The sequence below is a fragment of the Mesorhizobium sp. J8 genome (genome assembly GCF_016591715.1).
Classification (GTDB): Bacteria; Pseudomonadota; Alphaproteobacteria; order Rhizobiales; family Rhizobiaceae; genus Mesorhizobium.
In genome coordinates, this window is the sequence record NZ_AP024109.1 from 1,969,577 (window position 1) to 1,992,159 (window position 22,583).

The 22,583-nt window shown below is 64.4% G+C and carries 16 protein-coding genes and 1 riboswitch; of the genes, 9 read left to right on the top strand and 7 right to left on the bottom strand.

What is annotated here, in order from left to right:
* The first annotated feature begins 355 nt into the window (after positions 1-355).
* Entirely contained in the window at positions 356-1,432 is a 1,077-nt protein-coding gene (locus tag MJ8_RS32775; protein WP_412177113.1) for an autotransporter outer membrane beta-barrel domain-containing protein, read from the top strand.
* A gap of 42 nt (positions 1,433-1,474) precedes the next feature.
* On the opposite strand, the gene MJ8_RS09025 is transcribed toward MJ8_RS32775, so the two are convergent.
* The 3 genes from MJ8_RS09025 to mtnK all read right to left on the bottom strand — a co-directional run bounded on the left by MJ8_RS09025 (position 1,475) and on the right by mtnK (position 4,575).
* Complete coding sequence (locus tag MJ8_RS09025) at positions 1,475-1,942, bottom strand: 6,7-dimethyl-8-ribityllumazine synthase (protein WP_201414058.1); 468 nt, start codon at positions 1,940-1,942, stop codon at positions 1,475-1,477.
* Positions 1,943-2,021: 79 nt separating this feature from the next.
* Positions 2,022-2,167: riboswitch (FMN riboswitch) on the bottom strand.
* Positions 2,168-2,215: 48 nt separating this feature from the next.
* Positions 2,216-3,310 carry an S-methyl-5-thioribose-1-phosphate isomerase gene (gene mtnA, locus MJ8_RS09030; RefSeq protein ID WP_201414059.1) on the bottom strand — a complete coding sequence of 365 codons (1,095 nt, stop codon included), beginning with the start codon at positions 3,308-3,310 and terminating at the stop codon, positions 2,216-2,218.
* Positions 3,307-4,575 (bottom strand): S-methyl-5-thioribose kinase, encoded by a 1,269-nt coding sequence (gene mtnK, locus MJ8_RS09035; protein ID WP_201414060.1) that lies wholly within the window; start codon positions 4,573-4,575, stop codon positions 3,307-3,309. Before mtnK ends, mtnA begins: the two co-directional genes overlap by 4 nt.
* A 137-nt stretch (positions 4,576-4,712) precedes the next feature.
* Between mtnK and MJ8_RS09040 the strand changes: the two genes are divergently transcribed.
* From MJ8_RS09040 to MJ8_RS09050, 3 genes are all read left to right on the top strand, one after another.
* Entirely contained in the window at positions 4,713-6,224 is a 1,512-nt protein-coding gene (locus tag MJ8_RS09040; protein ID WP_201414061.1) for a sugar ABC transporter ATP-binding protein, read from the top strand.
* Positions 6,225-6,302: 78 nt separating this feature from the next.
* The gene (locus MJ8_RS09045; RefSeq protein ID WP_040988532.1) at positions 6,303-7,298 is read left to right on the top strand and encodes an ABC transporter permease; all 996 of its coding nucleotides are present in this window, start codon (positions 6,303-6,305) and stop codon (positions 7,296-7,298) included.
* Positions 7,299-7,337: 39 nt separating this feature from the next.
* A complete protein-coding gene (locus MJ8_RS09050) occupies positions 7,338-8,390 on the top strand; it encodes a substrate-binding domain-containing protein (protein ID WP_201414062.1) in 1,053 nt (350 codons plus the stop codon).
* Positions 8,391-8,466: 76 nt separating this feature from the next.
* Here MJ8_RS09050 and MJ8_RS09055 read toward each other — a convergent pair whose 3' ends face one another.
* Positions 8,467-8,706 carry a DUF1127 domain-containing protein gene (locus tag MJ8_RS09055; protein ID WP_201414063.1) on the bottom strand — a complete coding sequence of 80 codons (240 nt, stop codon included), beginning with the start codon at positions 8,704-8,706 and terminating at the stop codon, positions 8,467-8,469.
* Positions 8,707-8,964: 258 nt separating this feature from the next.
* Here MJ8_RS09055 and MJ8_RS09060 point away from each other — a divergent pair, with 258 nt between their 5' ends.
* Positions 8,965-10,470: a winged helix-turn-helix domain-containing tetratricopeptide repeat protein gene (locus MJ8_RS09060; protein ID WP_201414064.1), complete on the top strand. Its 1,506-nt coding sequence runs from the start codon at positions 8,965-8,967 to the stop codon at positions 10,468-10,470.
* A gap of 49 nt (positions 10,471-10,519) precedes the next feature.
* Here MJ8_RS09060 and MJ8_RS09065 read toward each other — a convergent pair whose 3' ends face one another.
* The 3 genes from MJ8_RS09065 to MJ8_RS09075 form a co-directional block, all read right to left on the bottom strand.
* Entirely contained in the window at positions 10,520-11,584 is a 1,065-nt protein-coding gene (locus tag MJ8_RS09065) for a D-alanine--D-alanine ligase family protein (protein WP_201414065.1), read from the bottom strand.
* 222 nt (positions 11,585-11,806) lie between these two features.
* Entirely contained in the window at positions 11,807-13,861 is a 2,055-nt protein-coding gene (locus MJ8_RS09070) for a bifunctional aldolase/short-chain dehydrogenase (RefSeq protein WP_201414066.1), read from the bottom strand.
* A gap of 83 nt (positions 13,862-13,944) precedes the next feature.
* Positions 13,945-14,910 carry a sugar-binding transcriptional regulator gene (locus MJ8_RS09075; protein WP_201414067.1) on the bottom strand — a complete coding sequence of 322 codons (966 nt, stop codon included), beginning with the start codon at positions 14,908-14,910 and terminating at the stop codon, positions 13,945-13,947.
* Positions 14,911-15,113: 203 nt separating this feature from the next.
* On the opposite strand from MJ8_RS09075, the gene MJ8_RS09080 reads away from it, so the two are divergent.
* From MJ8_RS09080 to MJ8_RS09095, 4 genes are all read left to right on the top strand, one after another.
* Complete coding sequence (locus MJ8_RS09080; protein WP_201414068.1) at positions 15,114-16,754, top strand: acyl-CoA synthetase; 1,641 nt, start codon at positions 15,114-15,116, stop codon at positions 16,752-16,754.
* A 369-nt stretch (positions 16,755-17,123) separates the two neighbouring features.
* Complete coding sequence (locus MJ8_RS09085; protein ID WP_201415368.1) at positions 17,124-17,729, top strand: TetR family transcriptional regulator; 606 nt, start codon at positions 17,124-17,126, stop codon at positions 17,727-17,729.
* 56 nt (positions 17,730-17,785) lie between these two features.
* Positions 17,786-18,949: an efflux RND transporter periplasmic adaptor subunit gene (locus tag MJ8_RS09090; RefSeq protein WP_201414069.1), complete on the top strand. Its 1,164-nt coding sequence runs from the start codon at positions 17,786-17,788 to the stop codon at positions 18,947-18,949.
* A gap of 310 nt (positions 18,950-19,259) precedes the next feature.
* Entirely contained in the window at positions 19,260-22,412 is a 3,153-nt protein-coding gene (locus tag MJ8_RS09095; protein WP_201414070.1) for an efflux RND transporter permease subunit, read from the top strand.
* Positions 22,413-22,583: the final 171 nt, after the last annotated feature.

The window sequence follows — 22,583 nt, forward strand, 5'->3', positions numbered from 1 at the left end:
GGCCTTTGCGCTCAATCCGCCGCACGGCATCCATGACATCGCGAGCTGGGTGGCCGTCGATGCCAAGAACGGCCTCGGCTACGGCATGGCCTATGAGAACGCCACGGAAATAACCGTCTACAATCTCTCGGACTGGAGCTTCAAGGAATACATCCCGTTGTCGCACACCATCGACCAGGCGCAGGGCGGCAAGCTGCTCGACGGCTGGATGTATTTCTCCACCGACAATGACGACAAGATCATCTATCGGGCGAACCTGAAGACCGGCGAAGTCGAGAATCTGGGCAACCTGAAGATCGACGGCGAACAGGAAGTCGAAGGCCTGTCCTTCAACATGACCAAGGACGGCTGGTCGATGTACATCCTGAACCGGGAAGCGCTGGAGGGGAATCCCGACGAGGAGGCCGTCGGCTTCTATCGCTACCTCCGCCCTTACGGCAACGCGCTTTCCGGTGAGGTCCATGCCGACATCATGGGCGCGCTTGTCGACGACAGCCGCTTCGCGCGGGATTCGGCAAACCGCCGGCTTCGTTCGGCCTTCGATGCTGATGACGTGTCCCTCACCACAGCGGCCATCGATGCCACGGGACTGCATGCCGCGCCCGCCACGGCCGGCGGCATCGTGATCTGGAGCGAGGCGCTTGCCATGACCGGCAATGCCAACGGCTCGGGCAATGCCGCCGGCTTCGACCGCACGACCGCCGGCTTCGTCGGCGGCGCCGACATTCCTCTGGCAAGCTGGCGGCTGGGCGTGCTCGCCGGCTACAGCCGCACCAATTTCGACGTCAGCGACCGCGCTTCCTCCGGTTCCAGCGACAATTACGACCTCGGCCTCTATGCCGGCACGCAATGGGGAGATTTCGGCTTCCGGGCCGGTGCGATCTATGGCTGGCATGATATAAACGTCAGGCGCAACGTCGTCTTCCCGGCTTTCAGCGAGTCCTTGTCCGCGGGCTACAGGGCCGAGACCGCGCAGGCCTTCGGCGAGCTCGCTTACAAGCTCGACACGAGCCTGGGGGCGTTCGAACCTTTCGCCAATCTGGCCTATGTCCATCTGGACGCCAACGGCTTTGCCGAAACCGGCGGCGCCACCTCGGCTTTGACCAGTCAAGGTGCGTCGAGCGAAAACACGTTCTCGACGCTGGGCCTGCGCGCCTCGACCCGGTTCGGGACGGGCATGACCGCCCTGCATGGCATGCTCGGTTGGCAGCACGCCTATGGCGATGTCCAGCCGGCAACGACGCTTACCTTCAACACGGGGGCGTCCTTCGCCAGCGCCGGCGTGCCGATCGCCAGGGACGCATTGGCGCTGGAAGCCGGCTTCGATGTGTTCCTGTCACCCAAGGCAACGCTCGGCGCATCCTATTCCGGCCAGATCGCCAAGGAAGCCCAGGGACACACCTTCAAGATCAACTTCGACCTGAAGCTGTAGGGCCGAAGCATGCCGGGCGGGTTTGCCCGCCCGGCGGCTCTTTCACGCAGCGATCTTGGCGCGCGCGGCGAGGATCTCGACGCAGGCTTTCGCCGCTTCCTTGCCCTTTGCGGTGAAATGCTCGTGGAAGAAGCGGTGATGCTCGGCGCTGTCATGGTAGTTGTGCGGCGTCAGCACCGCCGACAGCACCGGCACGCCGGTCATGAGCTGCACGTTCATCATGCCGTCGATCACGGCGCTCGCCACGAAGTCGTGCCGGTAGATGCCGCCATTGACCACGAAGGCAGTGCCGAGGATCGCCGCATAGCGGCCGGTCCCGGCGAGCGTCTTGGCGTGCAGCGGGATCTCATAGGCTCCCGGCACGTCGAAGACCTCGACCGCAAAGCCGCCGAGCGCGGCAAGCTCCGCTTCGAACGCCGCCACGCACTGATCGACGATATCGGCGTGCCAGCGCGCCCGGATGACGGCGACACGACGGAGTGTATGGTCTTTGAGGAGATGCTGATTCATGGGTCCTTCCTTCCGTTTCGAACCAGAATCAGGACGCACGACGCAAAAAACCGGCCCGCGCGAGCAGACCGTCTCCTGCGTACGTTCTCTTCCATCCGGACTGTAACCGTCGGCTCCGGAATCGCACCGGATCTGCTGACCCTTCCGATTGCCGGAAGGCGCTCGCGGGCTTGAGCCGAGGCTCTTACCGCCGGTGGGGACTTTCACCCCGCCCTGAGAACATTAACGCGGGTTTTATGGGAGAGGAGGGTAGCGCTGTCAATTGGCGATTGACTACCCCCGCTCCGGGAACATTGCCCTCAGCCCCTCGCGCGAGGCTTTCGCCACACCGCGCTCGGTGATGAGCCCCGTGACCAGCCGCGCCGGCGTCACGTCGAAGGCTGGGTTGGCCGCCGGCGTGGCATCCGGCGATACCCGCACCTGCGCGACCTTGCCGTCCGCCGTCTTGCCCCAGACCAAGGAGACCTCGTCGCCGGAGCGCTCCTCGATCGGGATTTCCTTCAGCCCGTCGGCCACGGTCCAGTCGATGGTGGGCGAGGGGAGCGCGACATAGAAGGGCACGTCGTTGTCGGCGGCGGCCAGCGCCTTCAGATAGGTGCCGATCTTGTTGCAGACGTCGCCATTGGCCGTGGTGCGGTCGGTGCCGACGATGACCATGTCGATATCGCCATGCTGCATCAGGTGGCCGCCGGCATTGTCGACGATCAGCGTATGCGGCACGCCGTGCCCGGCCATCTCCCAGGCGGTCAGCTGGGCGCCCTGGTTGCGCGGCCTGGTCTCGTCGACATAGACATGCACCGGAATGCCGGCCTCGGTCGCCAGATAGATCGGCGCGGTGGCGGTGCCGTAGTCGACGGTCGCGAGCCAGCCGGCATTGCAATGGGTGAGGATGTTGACGGTCTCGCCCGGTTTTTTCTTCGCGGCGATCTTCCTGATGATGGCAAGCCCGTTCTCGCCGATGGCGCGGTTCAGTCCGACATCTTCGTCGGCGATCTCGGCGGCCCGCCTGTAGGCTGCCTCGGCACGCTCTTCCGGCGCGAGCGGCTTCAGGTGCCGCCGCATCTCGTCCAACGCCCAGCGCAGGTTGATCGCCGTCGGCCGGGTCTTGTGAAGCGTCTCCCATACCGCGTCGAGCGCTTCGTCCGACGGATCCTCCATCATCTGGATGGCGACGCCATAGGCGGCAGTGACGCCGATCAGCGGCGCGCCGCGCACCCACATGTCGCGGATGGCGGTGGCGATGCCGGCAACGGTTCCGATCTTTTCGATGCGGAACTCATGCGGCAGCCAGCGCTGGTCGATGATCTCGACCGACCGCTTGTCGCCGCTGAGCCAGATGGTGCGGTAATGGCGTTCGCCGACGTTCAAAGGCTCTTCTCCTGTTCGATCAGCGCGGCGAGATTGTTGACCTCGTCGATGCTGTGGATCTGCCGCCGGTTGACGGCGATGTGGCGGCCGAAGCGCAAAGCCTTGGCCTCACATCTGGCGCGCAGGTCTTGATCGGCAATGGTCTCGAAATCGGCATTGTGGGCGAGGCCGAGAATACGCCGGTGCACCTCGATGCCGGCGAAGCCGAGCAGGTCGGTCCAGATGGAATGCAGCACGTGGTCGAGCGCCTGTTCGGCGCCGAGCTGGTCGCCCTGATCCTCGAACAGGCTCTTCTGGTAGAGGATGCCGGTGCGCTCGGTGCGCCACAGATGCGCGAACTCGGCGCGGAAGGTGGCCCAGGTCTCTGCCGTGACGCCGAGCAGATAGGCGCGCATCGAGTCCCTGCCGCTTTTCTCCTCATGGCCGCGCTGCGAGAAGAAGGCCATCCAGAAATTGGCGAGCAGCATGCCGACATCGAAGGCGATCGGACCATAGAAAGCGAACTCCGGATCGATCATCCGGGTCTCTGTGTCGGTCACCATGATCGAGCCGGAATGCAAATCGCCATGCAGCAGCGTCTCGGCATTGGCAACGAAGAGATGCTTCAGCCGCTGCGCTTCGACCTTGAGGTCGCGGTCGGCGCGCAATTCGGCCACCAGGCCGTCGAGCTGCGGCGAGGTGTGCCGGTTCAGCTTGGCGTCGAAATAGGGATCGGAGAACACCAGGTTCTCGGTGATGTCGCAGAGTTCGACATTGTCGGCGAACAGCGCCAGGTCGGCCTTGCGCTCTTTCGTCGCCATCGAGAGATCCGAGCCGCGGAACAGCGTGCGGGCCATGAACAGGCCGATGTCGCGCGCGATGTTCGGCAGCTCGCGGCCGTCTATCAGCGCGCGCCTCAAAATGACGTGCGGCGGCGCCAGATATTCCATGACGATCAGCGCCTGGGTCTCATCGAAATGGTAGATCGCCGGCACCGAGCCGGGCGCACGGGCTTCCTGCCTGGTCAGCGCATGATATTCGAAGAACGAGCGTTTGAGCGGCAGCGGCCAGCTGTCGCCGACCAGCCGCACATAGGGCAGCGCCTGTTTGACCACCGCGGCGCCCTGGTCGCCCTCGACGATGAAGACGAGGTTGAGGTTGCCGTCGCCGACCTCACGCACCTTCCAGCGGCTGACATCGCTGCCGATGCGCTCGGTCAGGGCCGTGGTCCCGCCAAGGCGTTTCGGCAGCGTTTCCACCGACAATGCTTCGAACTTCCCGGTCATGCTCTCCCCTCCTGCGCGTGGTTTCCGACGATAGCGGAGCCACGGCGGCGGGGCCAAGCTAGGAAGCGCTCTGGCAAATGTCAATCGTGTTGACAATTGCCGAATGAGCCCATAGCGTCACGATCCGGGAGGAACGGATGGGCGCAGATGCCGTGTTCCATGTGGAGGGCCTGAGGAAATCCTTCGGCCAGAACGAGGTGCTTGGCGGCATCTCGCTCGACCTCTTTGCGGGCGAGGTGACGGTGCTGATGGGCGCCAACGGCGCCGGCAAGTCCACCCTGGTCAAGATCGTCAGCGGTGTCTACGAACGTGGCGCCGGCACGATGCGGCTCGCCGGCAAGGCCTTCGATCCGCAGACCCCCGCCGAAGCCATCCGCGCCGGCGTCGTCACCGTGCACCAGAACATCAATGACGGCGTGGTCGCCGACCTCGATGTCGCCACCAACCTGACGCTCGACCGGCTGAGCGGCAAAGGTGCGTCGTTGCTGTTCAAGCCGGCCAATGTTCGGGCCGAGGCGAGGGCGGTTGCCGACCGCATGGGCCTCGCCCTCGACCTCAAGGCGCGCGTCAGCGACTTGTCGTTGGCCGACCGGCAGATGGTGGCCATCGCGCGGGCCATGGCGCATCAGCCCAAGGTGCTGATCCTCGACGAGCCGACCTCCTCGCTGTCGAGCGCCGAGGCCGACCGGCTGTTTTCGCTGATCGACCGGCTGCGCGGGCAGGGCGTCGCCATCCTCTATATCTCGCATCGCATGTCCGACATCAGGCGTCTCGCCGACCGGATCGTGTCGATGCGCGACGGCGTCGTCTCCGGCGTCTTCGACAAGAAGCCGCTCGACTATGAGGGCGCGGTCAACGCCATGCTCGGCCGCAAGATTCATCTCGAACGGGTGGTAGCCAGAAGCTCGGCGCGCGCGGTTTTCACCGCGGAAGGCCTGCAGCTCGCGCATGGAGCAAAGCCGATCTCGATGACGCTCGGCGCCGGCGAGGTGGTGGCGATCACTGGCCTTGTCGGCGTCGGCAAGACGGCGCTTGCCGAAACGCTATTCGGTGTGCGCCGGCCGCTCGCGGGCACCATGCATATGGACGGCAAGCCCTACGCGCCGAGCTCGGCGCGCGAGGCGATCGCCGCCGGCGCCTTCCTCGTCGCCAAGGACCGTGCAGCGAGCGGCATCGTCGGCGGCTTCAACATCGAGCGCAACATCAGCCTGCCGTTCCTCAAGCGCATGTCGGGCTTCGGCGTCATGAAGAAGCGTGCCGAGCGTGCTGTCGCGCGCCGCCAGATCGACGAGCTGGGCATCGTCTGCCGCTCGGAGAAGGACGAACTGTCGGCTCTGTCCGGCGGCAACCAGCAGAAGGTGATGGTTGCGCGCTGGATGTCGCAGGCTTCGCGCCTCTTCATCCTCGACGAGCCTTTCCAGGGCGTCGACATTTCGGCGCGGCGCGACATCGCGGCCAAGCTGAGGGCGAGCGCCGACGGCCGCGCGACGCTGATCTTCGTCACGGAGCTCGACGAGGCGTTGGAGACCGCCGACCGCATCCTGGTGATGTCGGAACACACGATCGTCGGCGAGCACAGGAACGCCGATATCGATCTCGATCGGCTGCTGGCGCAAGTGGCCGGCGGGCCGCTGCATGGTGCTGCGTGAGATCGTGCGGATGACGAGACTTGGAGTGCAGGCATGAGTTCCAGTTTGGCGGAGAGGGCAACAGCGCGGGAGCGTTCGATGACATTGCGTGACTATGCCATCCGCTACGGCTTCATCGTGCTGCTGGTCGGGTTGATCGCCTATTTCGCGATCGCCGCCGACGGTTTCGCCTCGCCGCAGAGCGCTGTCTTCATCTTCCAGTCGGTGGCCATCACCGGCGTGTTGGCGCTCGGCGTCACCGCGACGCTCGTCGTCGGCGGTTTCGACCTGTCGATCGGCTCGGTCGCCACCAGCGCCATGATGGCGGCGTCCTACGCGATGGTGGTGCTGGAGCAGAACGCCATCGTCGCCGTCATCGCCTGCCTGGTCATCGGCGTCATCGTCGGCCTGATCAATGGTTGGCTGATCGTCTATATGCGGGTGCCCGACCTGCTGGCGACGCTCGGCATGATGTTCCTGCTGCTCGGCCTGCAGCGCATCCCGACGGAAGGCCGCTCGATCGCCACCGGCATGACCATGCCCGACGGCTCGGTTGCCAACGGCAAGTTTTCGGAAGCCTTCCTGGCGCTCGGCCGCCACCGCATCGACTTCTTCATCCCGAACCTGATCCCGGTCTCGGTGGTGGTGCTGGTCGTGCTCGCGCTGCTGATCTGGTTCTTCCTCGAATACACCCGCTTCGGCCGCATGATGTATGCCGTCGGCTCAAACGAGAGGGCTGCCGAGCTCGCCGGCGCGCCTGTCAAGGCATACAAAATCTGGGCCTACGTGATTTCGGGAGTTTTTGCCTCGATCGGCGGGATTTTGCTCGCTGCCCGGCTTGGACGCGGCGACATCGCCTCGGGTAATAATCTCTTGCTCGACGCTGTCGCCGCGGCGCTCATCGGCTACGCGGTGCTCGGCGCCGCCAAGCCCAACGCCTTCGGCACGGCCGTCGGCGCGGTGTTCGTCGGCGTCCTGCTGCAAGGCCTGACGATGATGAACGCTCCTTACTACACGCAGGACTTCGTCAAGGGCGCGGTGCTCGTCGTCGCCCTTGTCTTCACCTTCGCCCTTTCCGGCAGGGGCAAGAGATAGTTTCGACCGGGGCATTGAGAACAGAAAACGGAGGAAAAAGTGAGCATCACAAGAAGACTTTTGGGGAAAGCGGCACTCGGCCTCGCCGGCGCGGCGCTGCTGATGCAGGGCACGGCCCTGGCGGCGGACAGGCCGGCGCCGTTCGACAAGCCGGGCGTCAAGATCGCGCTGGTGCGCTACCTGTCGACCGGTGACTTCTTCCAGGCCTATCTGTCGGGCGTCGAGGCGCAGGCCAAGGCGCTCGGCGTCGACCTCCGCGTACTGGACAGCCGCCAGGATGCCGCGCTCCAGGCCGACATGGTCGACCAGGCGATCGCGCTGGGCGTGCAGGGCATCATCATCCAGCACGGTCTGACGGAATCGATGAAGGACGCGGCCCAGCGCGCGGTGGATGCCGGCATCAAGGTCGTCGCCTTCGACGTCAATGTCGAGAACCCGAAGATCCCGCAGATCGAGCAGTCGGACAAGGACCTCGCCAGGCTCGCGCTCGAGCAGGCAGTCAAGGACAATGGCGAAAGCTGGAAGGCCGGCTATGTCTATGTCGCCGGCATCGCCCCGCTCGACCGCCGCAACGAGACCTGGGTGGACGTGAAGAAGAAATATTCGGGCATCAGCGAGGTCGCGCAGTTCGGCACGCTCGACAATCCGATCGCCAATTCCGTCGCCAACCAGGCTCGCTCGGTGCTGCAGGCGCATCCCGACATCAACGTGATGTTCGCCCCCTATGACGAGTTCGCCAAGGGCGTGAAGATCGCCGTCGATGAAGCCGGCCTGAACAAGAAGATCAAGATCTATTCCGCCGACATCTCCACCTCGGATATCGCCGCCATGCGCGAGCCGGACAGCGCCTGGGCGGCCACCGCCGCCACCAACCCGGCCGTCGTCGGCCAGGTCTCGGTGCGCGCGCTGGCGCAGTTGCTTGCCGGCGAGGATCCCGGCCACAACGTCATCGTGCCGCCGACGCTGATCACCCAGAAGGAACTGATCGACAAGGACATCAAGAACATGGAAGACCTGTCGGCCAAGCTGCCGCAGTTCGCCCATGCCGATGTTGCGATGCCGGCCTGGATGCCGAACCCGAACGCCAAGTAAGGTCCGGGCAGCCGGAAAACGAAGAGAGCGGTCCAACGGGCCGCTCTCTTTTGTTGCTGTTCAGGCCGTTCCGGCCTCACCGCTGCCAGAAGGGCAATTTGGCGATCTCCGCCTCGACCTCTTCTCTCGTCAGTCCGATATCGTCGATCAGATGCGGGTTGTCCGTCGCCATGCGCTTGAGCGCAAAGCGGAAATAGGCCTGCTTGCGGCGTTCGGCGATGAGGCTGCGCAAGGCTGAGAGGCCGTGGCGCCGGCGGCCCTTCATCTCGGCCGGACGCGCCGCCAAAGGTGCGAAAGGCACAAGGATATCGTTCATGGCAACCTCCATGCGGTAGAGGGTTTTAGGACCCACGACCTGATTGAGATTGCAGTGTGCCGCAGCCGGCTGGCGGCGTAATTAAGCCCTCCCAAATAGTTCTCAAAACTTCCAAATCGGTCAGAGCGTTTCACCGTTTTACGGTGACGGCGAAAGGCTCTATCCCTTTGTTTTTACGCAATTCCGGGCGGAGGGTACGGCGAAGTCGCCGAACTTAACCGCTCACACTTTTCCTGGAATTGCTCTATAGATCGCCGCATGCAGGGATCGCGCTTTGCTTTCGGACCGTTCGTCTTTGATCCTGGCGCGGGAACGCTGCTCCGGGGCGATGTTCCCGTGGCCGCCGGCCATCGCGGGCTGAAGCTGCTCGAGGCGCTCGTCGCGCGTCCCGGCGAAATCCTGGCCAAGGGCGAACTGATGGACGCGGCGTGGCCGGGCACCGCCGTCGAGGAAGGCAATCTCACCGTCCAGATCGCGCAGCTCAGGAAGCTGCTGGGTCCGGCAATCGGCGGCGGCGAGTGGATCGCCACGGTGCCGCGCGTCGGCTATCGTTTTACCGGTGCCGTTGAACAGTCCGACGCCACGCGCAAAACCTTGCCGCTGCCCGACAAACCGTCGATCGCCGTCTTGCCCTTTGTCAATCTGAGCAATGATCCCGAGCAGGACTCTTTTGCCGACGGCTTGACCGAGGATTTGATCACCGATCTCTCGCGGATCCCGGGCCTCTTCGTCATCGCGCGCAATTCGGTCTTTGCCTATAAGGGCAAGGCGATGGACGTGCGCGCCATCGCCGGCGAACTTGGCGTGCGTTACCTGCTGGAGGGCAGCGCCAGGCGCGCCGCGGGGCGGGTGCGCATCAATGCGCAATTGATCGATGCGCTGAGCGGCGAGCATCTCTGGGCGGAGCGTTTCGATCGCGGCCTGGAAGACATCTTTGCCGTTCAGGACGAGGCGACCGCCAAGATCGTGGAGGCGCTGCTCGGGCGGCTGCGCGCGCCGCCAGAGCGCAATCGGCCGAAGAATCTCGAAGCTTATGATCTCGTCGTGCGGGCACGCAAAATGTTCGACGAATCGCCGCAGATGGCGCGCGAAGCGCATCTGATGCTGACACGCGCGATCTCGCTCGACCCGGACTATGCCGAGGCCTATCGCTGGCTTGCGATGAACCACTGGATGGGATGGGTGCATTGGGGCGAGCCGTTCGAGCCCGCCCGCAGCATCTCCCTGGAACTGGCGCGCAAGGCGGTGGCGATCGATCCCAACGATGCCGGCTGCCGCTGGGTTCTGGCGAATCTCCTTGCCTATGAACGCGATTCCGAGCAGTCCGAGGCGGAATTCGCCAAGGCGATCGAGCTCGACCCGAACGAGGCCGATATCTGGGCGACATTGTCCGATATCGACGTGCTGGGCGGGCGTATAGACGAGGGCCTGGAACACATCCGCAAGGCGTTCCGGCTGAACCCATTTCCGCCGAGCTGGTATTATCTGACGCTGGGCCAGGCGCAGTATGCGGCCCGCGACTATGAGGCCGCCGTCGAGACCCTGCGCCGCGACGAGACCTATCGCACCAGCTCGCGCCGCTTCCTCGCGGCAAGCCTGGCGCAGCTCGGTCGGCTCGATGAGGCGCGCACCGAGGTCGCGCTGTTCCTCGTCGGCAATCCGCATTTCTCCACGCAGCGCTGGGTCGCGACGGAGCCGTTCCGCGACGATGCGACGCTTGAGCATTTCGTCGACGGGTTCAGGAAGGCAGGTCTTCCGGCGTAATGGCGCGACGCGGCCGACTGATCGCTGCGAGGTTTCACTCCTCGGATTTTCACCGGCCGGCGCGCGCCAGCCCATGCGCCACCAGACGGTCGATGACCTCCGGATAGCTGACGCCGCTTGCCGCCATCGCCTTGGCATACATGCTGATGTTGGTGAAGCCGGGAATGGTGTTGAGCTCGTTGATCAGGAAATTCATGTCCGGCGTCAGGAAGAAGTCGACGCGTGCCATCCCGTCGCAGCCGAGCGCTCTGAACGCTCTTTTGGCCATATCCCGCATGGCTTCCTCCACCTTCGGCGGCAGTTCGGCTGGTACGATCAAGGCGGCGCCGTTCTCGTCGATGTATTTGGCGTTATAGTTGTAGAAGCCATGGCTTTTCGCGGGCACGATCTCGCCTGGACGCGAGACGAAAAGCTCGCCTTCGGGGCTTTCCAGCACGCTGAACTCGATCTCGCGGCCACGAACGAATTCCTCCGCCAGCAGCTTGCTGTCGTGCTGGAACGCTTCAGACAGCGCACGCTCGAATTCCTGGCTGGCGTTGACCTTGGCGACGCCGACCGACGAGCCCTGCCGCGCTGGCTTGATGAACAGCGGCAAGCCAAGCTTGTCTTCGAGGTCGGCAAGCGACGGCCGCGCAGCTTCATCGATCGTCACCGAGCGCGCGACAGGCACGCCTGCCGCCTTCAGCAGCCGCTTGGCGATGTCCTTATCGAGGGCCGTGGCTGAACCGAGGATGCCGCAGCCGGCGAGGGGCACGCGCGCCACTTCGGCCAATCCCTGCACCGCGCCGTCCTCGCCATGCAGTCCGTGCAGAACCGGAAACAGGATATCGATGGCGGGAAAGTCGTGGGCCGCACCGCCGCCAGGGATCGCCAGCATCCGCCCATGCCCTCCCGGCACAAGGCAGAGCTGCGTGCCGACGGATGGCGTCGCCAACGCGCCGTTCTCGAAGCTGCTCAGCAGCCACTGCCCTTCGCGCGTCACGAAGATCGGAACGGCATCGTATTTCACAGGGTCCAGCGCGGCCATGACGTTGGCCGCCGACAGCAGCGACACCTCATGCTCGGCGGAGCGCCCGCCGAAGAGCACACCGATACGAAGTCTTCTCGCCGCCATTTGAAGCTCCACCAACGATCAAGGTTGGAGCTCGCATGCGAAACACAAGGCGCCCCTTAAGCTGGCCGACCAATACGCGAAGGATTGGAATGGATTTTGACGGGTTTGAGCAGTTCTTCAGCAGAAAGGTGAAAGGCCTTGCGCGGAACCGAGTCGATAGGGATGGGGGCGATTCGTCGTTTTCGCGATGAACCGCCCCAGGAGCGGGATACTTCTGTCTGGTCAGCGCAGCGCCGCCGCGATGTTGCCGCCGTCAACCGTCGTCACGTCCGCCGTGGTGCGTTCGGCCAGCGCCTGATGCAGGAAGGCCTGCGCCACGTCGTCGGCCGTTACCTCCTGCCCGAGCAGATTACCGGACATGTATTCCTTTTCCGAGACGCCGCGCGCGCCGGAACGGCTGGCGATCATGGCGTCGGTCAGGAGCCCGGAGCGGATGCGATCGGCATTCACCGCATTGGAGCGGATGCCATAGGCCCCGTAGTCCAGCGCATATTGCCGGGACAGGAACAGCGTCGCCGCCTTCGGAATGCCGTATGCGCCGAATTTCGGCCCGGGATTGATCGCCTGCTTGGAGGTGTTGAAGAGGAGCACGCCGCCCGTGCCCTGTTCCAGCATGATACGCACCGCGTTCTGCGCCGCCGAGTGATGGGCGAAGAAGTTGAGCTCGAAGCTCTTGCGCAAAGTGGCATCATCCAGTTCGCCGATACGGCCTTCCCAGGCGGCGCCCGCGTTGGAGACCAGGATGTCGACGCCGCCATAGACGGCGACCGCCTTGTCGAAGGCGGCGCGCATCTCGGCCGGCTTGGTGATGTCGGCAGCGACGCTGATCGAGTTGTTGCCGGCAGCCTTTGCTGCTTCCGCTGCCTTGCCTGCGTCGAGGTCGACGATAACGGCATGCGCGCCATTGGCGGCGAACAGCTTTGCGGTCGCGGCGCCGATTGCGCCGGCGCCGCCGGTGACCAGCACGACCTGGCCGGTCAGCGGCTTCGGCTTGTTGGAAGCGAGCTTCGCCTGCTCCAGTGACCAGTATTCAAGCGGAAACAGATCGGCCTTGGAGAGCGGATGGAAATTGCCGACGGCCTCGGCGCCGCGCACCGCTTCGATCCACATCTCACCGACATCCGACGCGATCTTGGCATCCTTCAGCGTGCGGCCATGGCCGAACATGCCTAGCCCCGGCACCAGCGTCAGGCGCGGCATCGGGTCGAGCATGGTGCGCTTGACGTCGTCCAGCGCGTCATTGGTCTCGAAATAGGCGGTGTAGTCCTTGACGAAGGCCTCGACATGGCTGCGCACCACGGCCTTGTAGTCGCCGAGCTTGTCGGCGTCGGGCGCCGGCACCGCCATCGGCCCTGTCTTGATGCGGATCGACAGGTCCGGCGTTGACACGCCGCGGCCGGCATAGTCGGCGATCTTCGCGGAATTGATGAAATCGACGATGGCGTCGGAGGTGCGGAAGTCGCTGATCATGCGGTCGAAGCGGCCTTCGCCCCGCGCCACGGCCACGGCGCCGCGCAGCGTCGGCGCGATGTCGCTGGGCTTCGCGAGCTTTGCCGGCAGCGCGGCCTTGGCCGCCTGCGGCTTGCCGTTTTTGGCGACATAATCCTCGGCCACAGTCACGTAGTGGATCATGCGGTCATAGGCCTGCTTGGCGTCGTCGCCGAAGGTGAAGATGCCATGCTTGTCGAGGATAAGGCCTTCGACGCTGGGGTCGGCGTCGAAGACTTCCGCCGCCACCTTGGCAAGGTCGAAGCCCGGCTTGATGTAGGGCACGTAACCCATCTTGTCGCCGAACACGGTCTTGATCAGAGGCTTGCTGTCCTCCTGGTCGACAATGGCGAGGATCGCCGTCGAATGCGTGTGGTCGACGAATTTGTGCGGCAGGAAGGCGTGCAGCAGCGTTTCGACAGAGGGATTGGGGGAGGCGGGATCGATGAGGTTGGAGCGCTGCAGCGCCACCATGTCCTCGTCGGAGAGCTTGTCCAGAGAGCGCGCCTTGAGCAGCGCGCCCATCTTCACCGCCGGCAGGCCTTGCGGCTCGATGACGGCCATGTCCCAGCCGCTGCCCTTGACGCACAGCACATCCCATTCGTCGCCGAGGAGATCGGTGGCCCTGGTCTTGCAGGAGGTGTTGCCGCCGCCATGCAGCACCAGCCGCGGCTCGCCGCCGAGCAGGCGGGTCGTGTAGACGCGTAGCGCAAGATCACGGCCGACGCCCTTCTTGGCATAGTCGGCAACCATCTTTTCCGCGTCGGCGTCATTCCAAAGGTTCTTCATGTCGATCTGTCCGATACTCGTCTTTTTTGCTCATGAACAGAAAGCCGCGACGCCTGTATGACAGAAGCGGCGTGAGGATTTTTCTATGAGGCCTTCTTGCTTGCCGCGCCGGCGTGCTGGAGGAGACGCTCGGCCATATGCGCGCCGACCACCAGATGCGTGCAGAGCCCGCCGGCAATGGCCGCAAGCAGCGGCTCGAACTTGGTGTCTTCCTGCACCACCATCAGCCGCTTCCCGATGGCGCGCAGCGAGGCGAGCTCGGCGGAGATGACGCGCCGGTTGTAGCTGCAGTCGAGCACTTCGCCCTCTGCGTCGATGATCTGACCGGCGATGACGCCGGCGGCACCCTGGCTGCGCAGCGCCTCCATCTCGGCCGGCGACAGCGCGCCGCATTTCACCAGATGGCTGTCGGCATCGACCGCGCCGACGGAATAGAGCGCCAGGTCGCAATCGGCGATGCCGGCCAGCTGGTCGCGGATCACCGGCTCGCCGCGCAGGCTCTTCGCCAGCTCTTCCGTCGACAGAACCAGCGGCGCATAGAAATTCAGGCCCTTGGCGTTGAGCCGCCGCGCGATCTCCATCGTGCATTGGTCCGGCCGATAGGAATAGGGCGCGCCGAGATTGCCGCACAGCTGCACCACGGTGACGTCCTGCAGGTCGGCAAAGGACATGATGTCGGCGATGGTGTAGACCGTGCGGCCCCAGGCGACGCCGATGCGGTCGCCCTTCTTCACCAGCTCGAGGAAGACGCTCGCCGCAAGCACCGCGATATCGGTCGAGGGATCGGCGAGATAGGCGTTCTCCGGGGCGATCCAGACGGCGTCGAGCCCGAAGGCATCTTCGACCTTGCGCGCCATGACATCGTCGGTGAAAAGCTGCGTCGAGGTCGAGATGTTGACGATGCCGGTCTCGCGTGCCTTGCGCAGATACATGGCGACCGATGCGCGTGAAATGTTGAGCTGGCTCGCCACTTCGTCCTGACGAAGGCCGTGCGCATAGTAAAGCCAGGCGGCCTTGTGGATGAGCTGTTCTGCCGGTCTGATCGCCATGCCGCCTCCTCGGCTGACATTAGTCACGGCTCTCGACAAAAGTCAAATTTGCATGCGGGAGCCGAGTTCACCTCGCGGCGCGTCTCAATCCGGATCGCCATTCTAGCAAGCCGGCGCAACATAGTATTTTCAGCCGCGGAAGGGGATAGCGTGGCGGCGGGCCTAAGGTTAGAAAGCTCGAAAAGAACATCGGGGAGAACGGGATGGCCAATCCCTACGAACAGGATCTCGACAGGAACGCCGCCAACCACCAGCCGCTGACGCCGCTCACTTATCTCGAGCGCGCGGCCAAGACCTATCCCGAGCACATCGCCATCATCCATGGCGGCCAGCGCATCACCTATCGCGATTTCTGGCGCCGCTCGCTGAAGCTTGCTTCCGCGCTTGCCAAGCGCGACATCGGCAAGGGCGACACGGTGACGGTGATGCTGTCCAACACGCCGCCGATGCTGGAAGCGCATTTCGGCGTGCCGATGACCAGAGCGGTGCTGCATTCGCTGAACACCCGTCTCGACGCCGCCGTCATCGCCTTCCAGCTCGACCATGCCGACTCGAAGGTGCTGATCGTCGACCGCGAATTCTCGGGCGTCGTCAGGCAAGCGCTGGCATTGGCCAAGGTGAAGCCGTTGGTCATCGACTATGACGACCCGCACTATGCGGCCGACGCGCCCTATCCGAAAGGCGAACGCATCGGCACGCTCGATTACGAAGATCTTCTCGCCGGGGGCGACGAGGCTTTCGCCTGGTCGATGCCTGATGACGAGTGGGACGCCATCTCGCTCAACTACACTTCCGGCACGACGGGCAATCCGAAAGGCGTCGTCTATCATCATCGTGGTGCCGCGCTGATGGCCTACACCAACACCATCCATGCGGGCATGGCCAAGCACGCGGTCTATCTCTGGACGCTGCCGATGTTCCATTGCAACGGCTGGTGCTTCCCCTGGACCTTGGCCGTACAGGCCGGCACCCATGTCTGCCTGCGCTGGGTGCGGGCAAAGCCGATGTATGACGCCATCGCCGACCATGGGGTCACGCATCTCTGCGGCGCGCCCATCGTCATGTCGGTGCTGATCAACGCGAAAGACGAGGACAAGCGCCAATTCCCGCAGACCGTTACCTTCAACACCGCCGCGGCGCCGCCGCCTGAGGCCGTGCTCTCCGGCATGGCCGATGCCGGCTTCGCCGTCACCCATCTCTACGGCCTGACCGAGACCTACGGCCCCGCCGTCGTCAACGAATGGCACAATGAGTGGGATGGATTGGAGAAGGGCCTCAAGGCAGCGAAGAAAGCGCGCCAGGGCGTGCGCTATGCCGCGCTCGAGGGCCTGACGGTGATGAACCCCGAGACGATGGTGGAGACGCCGGCCGATGGCGAGACCATCGGCGAGGTCATGTTCCGCGGCAACATCGTCATGAAGGGGTACCTGAAGAACCGCAAGGCGACCGACGAGGCCTTCGCCGGCGGCTGGTTCCACTCCGGGGATCTGGGCGTCATGCACCCCGACGGCTATATCCAACTCAAGGACCGCTCCAAGGACATCATCATCTCGGGCGGCGAGAACATCTCGTCCATCGAGGTCGAGGACGCGCTCTATAAGCATCCGTCGGTCGCCTCCTGCGGCGTGGTGGCGCGCGCGGACGAAAAATGGGGCGAGGTGCCGGTCGCCTATGTCGAGCTCAAGCCCGGCAAGACCGCGACCGAGGCCGAGATCATCGAGCATTGCCGAGGGCTGCTCGCCCGCTTCAAGGTGCCGAAGGCGGTGGTGTTCGCGGAAATCCCGAAGACGTCGACGGGCAAGATCCAGAAGTTCCGGCTTAGGGAAATGGCGAAGGGGACGTAGTACGGCGTGGCGAAGAAGCCGACGTTGGCGGGACAGCGCCCCCCTCTGTCCTGCCGGACATCTCCCCCACGAGGGGGGAGATTAGATGTCGCGCCCGCTTTCGCCAATTGTCGACGTTGCAGGAATGGCGCCGGCGCCGAACCTGCTGATCTCCCCCCTCGTGGGGGAGATGTCCGGCAGGACAGAGGGGGGCGCGAAGGATCGCTGCGCTAGAGTTTGCATTCCTCATCGCCCATCACCTGCACCCTCGCAACTGTCACCATCTGTCACCAAATTATACGCGTACGTCGATTCCGCGTTGACTCCTCGCTGCTTTCGTTTTACGAGTGACGAAAATTGAAATTCGTCACTCATCAAACGAAAGCCGCCATATCCGAAGCCGCCAACATCGTGGCAGACCCCGCCAGACAGGAGAATGTGACCCGCATTCTCGACTGCGCCGAGCGGCTGTTCCGCCATTACGGCTACGGCAAGACCAACGTCGCCGACATCGCCCGCGAGCTCGGCATGTCGCCGGCCAACATCTACCGCTTCTTTGCCTCCAAGGTCGAAATCCACCAGGCCGTCTGCGGCCGCATGCTCGGCGCCAGCTACAACATGGCCTACGAGATCATGCATCTGCCGATCAGCGCCGAGGAGCGGCTGCGCCGCTACATCCATGCCCAGTACAAGATGACGCTGGAGGTCATGCTTGACCAGGAGAAGGTGCATGAAATGGTCATCGTCGCGCTGGAGCGCGACTGGGGCGTCATCGACGCGCATGTGAACAGAATCCACGACCTCTATGCCGAGGTGATCCGCGAGGGCATCGAGGCCGGCGAGTTCAGGGAGCAGGATCCGGAGACGGCCTCGCGCTGCTTCGGCGCCGCGACCGTCATTCTGTGCCACCCGCAGATGGTGGCGCAGTGCCTTGCCAAGACCAACCGGGCGATGCCCGACGAACTTATCGACTACGCCATCAGAGCCTTGAAATAGCCGTCGCCCCGCCGGGCGCGGTTTCGACAAATCATCTCCAGTTCGGGAGTGCTAAGGTGTCTTTGTCCAGTTCCATCTTCCGCAGGCTGCCGGCTGCCGGCCTCCCAACCGCCGCCGTCATCGCGGCAGTGCTCGGCCTTGCCGGCTGCAGCCAGGAGAAGGCCGAGGTCGTCCAGGAAGTCGTCCGGCCGGTGAAGGTTGTCGAGATCGGCGAGGCACAGACGACCCGTCAGCTCGACTATTCCGGTTCGGTGCGCGCCCGCACCGAGATGAATCTCGGCTTTCGCATCGCCGGCAAGGTCACCGAGCGCCTGGTCGACATCGGCCAGCATGTGAACGAGGGCGACGTGCTCGCCCGCATCGATCCCGCCGACTACGAATTGTCGGTGAAGAGCGCCGCGGCCAGCCTCGACGCCGCCGAGCGCCAGGTCGAGACTGTCGACCTTGCCAGGAAGCGCGCCGAGCAGCTCTATGCCAAGAATTTCGCGCCGAAGTCGCAGCTCGACCAGGCGCGGCTGACCTACGACCAGGCGGTGGCGACCCGCGATGCCGCCCGTTCGACGCTGGCCCAGGCGCAGAATCAGGTTCAGTACGCCGATCTGAAGGCCAGCAAGAACGGCATCGTCACCGCCATCTCCGCCGATGTCGGCCAGGTGGTCGCCGCCGGCACGCCCGTCATGACCGTCGCGGTCGATGGCGAGAAGGAAGTGTCGATCGCGGTGCCGGAGATGGACATCGCCGGCTTCCATCCGGGCAAGGAGGTCAAGGCAAGCTTCTGGTCTGACGAGGGGCTGACGCTTGAGGGCAAGGTCCGCGAGGTCGCCGGCAGCGCCGATCCGCAGTCGCGCACCTTCGCGGTCCGGGTCTCGCTGCCCAATGATCCGCGCGTGCTGCTCGGCATGACCGCCAATGTCCAGGCGACCGTCGGCAGCAAGGCTGAGCTCGTCTCGATCCCGCTGACCGCGATGACCGAGAAGGACGGCAAGCAGATCGTCTGGACCGTCGATCGCGCCTCCGACACGGTGCATCCGCGCCCGATCAAGGTCGCCAGCTTCACCGCCGACGGCGTCGCCGTGGCCGACGGCCTGAAACAGGGCGATGTCGTGGTCGCGGCCGGCACCCAATTCATGACCGACAATTTGAAGGTCAAGCTTTCCAGCGACGCCCAGCAATCCGCCTCGGCGGAGAGCGACGTCGCGACCACCAGCAGCCTGCGCTGATGCTTGTCGCCCAAAAGTGCGAAGCGGTTTTGGGAGAACGACATGCATCGAACTAAAACCTGGAGTCAGGCGTAACAGACGCTTTCCCGCTCTCGCTGCGTCGAGCCGCGAGCCGGGGAAGGTATGGGTTCCGGGCGGCGACGCCCGATCGTGAGATGCCGGCATGTTGGCTTCCCCCCGCAGCAGTGCCGCGTCCAGCGCGATTTGCGAGTCTCTCTCCGCTTGAGGGTCTCGCCGCCCGGAAACCCGACCGAGAATTCACGGGCGATGCCAGGCGTGCATTGCCGGCCAATTGGACTGGACTTGTGCCATGACCACGACGGATAGCAGCACTGAAAAGCGGCCCTTCAATCTTTCGCGCTGGGCGATCGGACATCCGAGCATCGCTCGCTTCCTGTTCGGGCTGATCATCCTGGCCGGCGCGCTCGGCCTGATGCGCATGGGCCAGAAGGAAGACCCAGACTTCACTTTCCGCGTCATGGTGGTGCAGGCGATCTGGCCGGGCGCCTCGATCCAGGACATGGAGGACCAGGTCGTCAACAAGATCGAGCGTAAGCTGCAGGAAACGCCGCATCTCGACTTCGTGCGCTCCTACACCCGCGCCGGCAGCGCCATCATCACGCTTCAGATCAAGGGCGACACCAACGCCGAGGAGGTGAAGGACGCCTTCTATCAGGTGCGCAAGAAGGTGGGCGACATTTCCAGTGAGTTGCCGCAAGGCCTGCTCGGTCCGTATTTCAACGACGAGTTCGGCGATACTTTCATCACGCTGCATTCGATCAGCGGCGACGGCTTCACCTATCCGGAGCTGAAGAAGTTCGCCATCCAGGCGCGCGACATGCTCTTGACGACGCCCGGCGTCGAGAAGGCCGTCATCATCGGCGACCAGCCGGAGAAGATCTATATCGACGTCTCGTCAAAGGCGTTGGCCGAGCGTGGCCTGACCATCCTCGACCTGCAGAACGCCGTGAAAGGGCAGAACGCCGTCGATCCGGCAGGCTCCGTCGACACCGGGCTGCGCTCGGTGCGCATCTCCGTCGAGGGCGACGTCACCAGGGCCGCCGACATCCGCGAGCTCAGGCTGCGCTCCGGCAACCAGGTGACGCGTCTCGGCGACATCGCCACCGTCTCTTCCGGCCTCGAGGATCCTTACGAGCGGAAATATCGCTTCAACGGCCATGAGAGCGTCCAGGTTGGCGTCGTCATGGCCAAGGGCTTCAACGTCAGGGATGTCGGCAAGGATGTCGAGGCGACCTACCAGCGTTTCGAGGCCGGGCTGCCCTATGGCGTTTCGGTCGACCAGATCTCCGACCAGCCCGAGGTCGTCAAGGATGCCGTCAACGAGTTCATGGAGGCGCTTGGCGAAGCGCTGCTCATCGTGCTCGTCGTGTCGTTCCTGTCGATCGGCTGGCGCTCCGGCCTGGTGATCGCCATCGCCATTCCGCTCGTGCTCGCCGCGACATTCGCCATAATGTACGAGATCGGCATCGACTTGCAGCGCATCTCGCTCGGCGCGCTGATCATCGCGCTCGGCCTTTTGGTCGACGACGCCATGATCGTCGTCGAGATGATGGAACGAAAGCTGGAGGAAGGGCTGGTCAAGATCGAGGCGGCGAGCTTCGCTTATACCTCGACCGCCTTTCCCATGCTCACCGGCACGCTGATCACCACGGCGGGCTTCATCCCGGTCGGCTTCGCCGCATCCACCGCCGGCGAATATGTGCGCACGCTGTTCTACGTCGTCGGCATCGCGCTGGTCGTGTCGTGGTTCGTCGCAGTCTATTTTACGCCGTGGCTGGGCTACATGATCCTGAAACAGCGCAAGCACGCCGGCACCCATCACGATGTCTTCGACACGCGTTTCTACCGCCGCCTGCGCGCCACCGTCACCTGGGCCGTGCGCCACCGCATCATCGTGCTGGTGATGACGCTGGTCACCTTCGCCGCCAGCCTGTGGGCCTTCCAGTTCATCCCGCAGAACTTCTTCCCGCAATCCTCGCGCCCGGAAATCCTCGTCGATCTGTGGCTGCCGGAAGGCACCTCGATCAAGGAGGTCGAGAACCAGGCCAAGGCGCTGGAATCAAGGATGATGGACGATCCCGACAAGCGCTTCATCGCCACCTATATCGGCGAAGGCGCGCCGCGCTTCTTCCTGCCGCTCGACCAGCAGCTGCGCAATCCGAACTTCGCCCAGCTCCTGGTGATGGCCAAGGACGAGCCGGCGCGCGAGCGGCTGATCGTCAAGATGCGCGGAATCCTCGCCAAGGACTTCCCCTCGATCCGCGGCAAGGTCGACCGTCTCTTCCTCGGTCCGCCGACCGGCTGGCCGGTGCAGATGCGCGTCATGGGTCCGGACCGCAAGGAGGTGCGCCGCATCGCCGAGGAGGTGAAGGCGAAGTTCCAGGCCAACCCGCTGCTCGGCGCCATCCATGACGACTGGCTGGAGCCGGTGCCGGCGATGAAGCTGGTGATCGACCAGGATCGGGCTCGCGCCCTTGGCGTCACCTCGCAGCGCATCCGCCAGATGCTGCAGGCGACCATGTCCGGCGCGCCGCTCGACGACTTCCGCGACGGCGAGGAGACGGTCTCGATCGTCGCCCGCGAGCCGGACGCGACCCGCCATCTGCTCTCCTCGGTCGACTCGGTCTACATCCCTACCGACTTCGGCGGCTCGGTGCCGCTGTCGCAGGTGGCCAAGGTCGTGCCCGTCATGGAGCAGGGCATAGAGTGGCGGCGCGACCGCCTGCCGACGATCAGCGTGCGCGCCACGCTGCCGGACGGCGTGCAGTCGAACGACGTCGTCACCAAGATGTACAACGACATGAAGGACCTGCGCGCCGGCCTTGCGCCCGGCTACAAGATCGAGATCCAGGGTGGCGCCGAGGATTCGGCCGAGAGCCAGGCCTCGATCGCGGCCAAGGCGCCGATCATGCTCGCCATCATCGTCGTGCTCCTGATGGTCCAGCTGCAGCATTTCGGCAAATCGATGCTGGTGCTGGCCACCGGTCCGCTGGGCATCATCGGCGCCGCGGCGGCGCTGCTGATCAGCGGCGCGCCCTTCGGCTTCGTCGCCATCCTCGGCGTCATCGCGCTGCTCGGCATCATCATGCGCAATTCGATCATCCTGGTCGACCAGATCGATCAGGATATCGCGGCCGGCATGGAGCGATCGGAAGCGATCGTGGGTGCCGCCGTCCGCCGCTTCCGGCCGATCATGCTGACGGCACTGACCGCCGTGCTGGCGCTGATCCCGATCTCGCGCGCCGTCTTCTGGGGGCCGCTCGCCTACGCCATGATGGGCGGCATCCTGGTCGCCACGGTGCTCACCATCCTGGTGCTGCCGGCCGGCTACGCCCTGTTCTTCGGCCGCGCGCCGAAGAAGGCCCCGAGCGACGAGCAAGCGCCCGAACCGGAGACGGTCGAAGGCATCGAACGGCCGCAGCTGGCACTGGCCGCGGAATAAAAATAGACGTGGCAGCCTGGGTTCATCCGCCATCGGTGAAAGCCGGTGGCGGATGATCCGCATCGACGGTCTGCCGGCCGAAAAATGCTCCGCGGCAAGGCTTCCGCAAAACAGAATTCCTTTTCAGCGGCGCGACGCAGGCCGATCCTGTGCCGATATCGGAGCGGCAAC

Excerpts from the sequence above, each read along its gene's own strand:
- MJ8_RS09095 (WP_201414070.1), top strand. The coding sequence starts at position 19,260 with ATGACCACGACGGATAGCAGCACTGAAAAGCGGCCCTTCAATCTTTCG.
- MJ8_RS09055 (WP_201414063.1), bottom strand. The coding sequence starts at position 8,706 with ATGAACGATATCCTTGTGCCTTTCGCACCTTTGGCGGCGCGTCCGGCC.
- MJ8_RS09075 (WP_201414067.1), bottom strand. The coding sequence starts at position 14,910 with ATGGCGATCAGACCGGCAGAACAGCTCATCCACAAGGCCGCCTGGCTT.
- MJ8_RS32775 (WP_412177113.1), top strand. The coding sequence starts at position 356 with ATGTACATCCTGAACCGGGAAGCGCTGGAGGGGAATCCCGACGAGGAG.
- MJ8_RS09040 (WP_201414061.1), top strand. The coding sequence starts at position 4,713 with ATGGGCGCAGATGCCGTGTTCCATGTGGAGGGCCTGAGGAAATCCTTC.
- mtnK (WP_201414060.1), bottom strand. The coding sequence starts at position 4,575 with ATGACCGGGAAGTTCGAAGCATTGTCGGTGGAAACGCTGCCGAAACGC.
- MJ8_RS09065 (WP_201414065.1), bottom strand. The coding sequence starts at position 11,584 with ATGGCGGCGAGAAGACTTCGTATCGGTGTGCTCTTCGGCGGGCGCTCC.
- MJ8_RS09045 (WP_040988532.1), top strand. The coding sequence starts at position 6,303 with ATGACATTGCGTGACTATGCCATCCGCTACGGCTTCATCGTGCTGCTG.
- MJ8_RS09080 (WP_201414068.1), top strand. The coding sequence starts at position 15,114 with ATGGCCAATCCCTACGAACAGGATCTCGACAGGAACGCCGCCAACCAC.
- MJ8_RS09025 (WP_201414058.1), bottom strand. The coding sequence starts at position 1,942 with ATGAATCAGCATCTCCTCAAAGACCATACACTCCGTCGTGTCGCCGTC.
- MJ8_RS09070 (WP_201414066.1), bottom strand. The coding sequence starts at position 13,861 with ATGAAGAACCTTTGGAATGACGCCGACGCGGAAAAGATGGTTGCCGAC.
- MJ8_RS09060 (WP_201414064.1), top strand. The coding sequence starts at position 8,965 with ATGCAGGGATCGCGCTTTGCTTTCGGACCGTTCGTCTTTGATCCTGGC.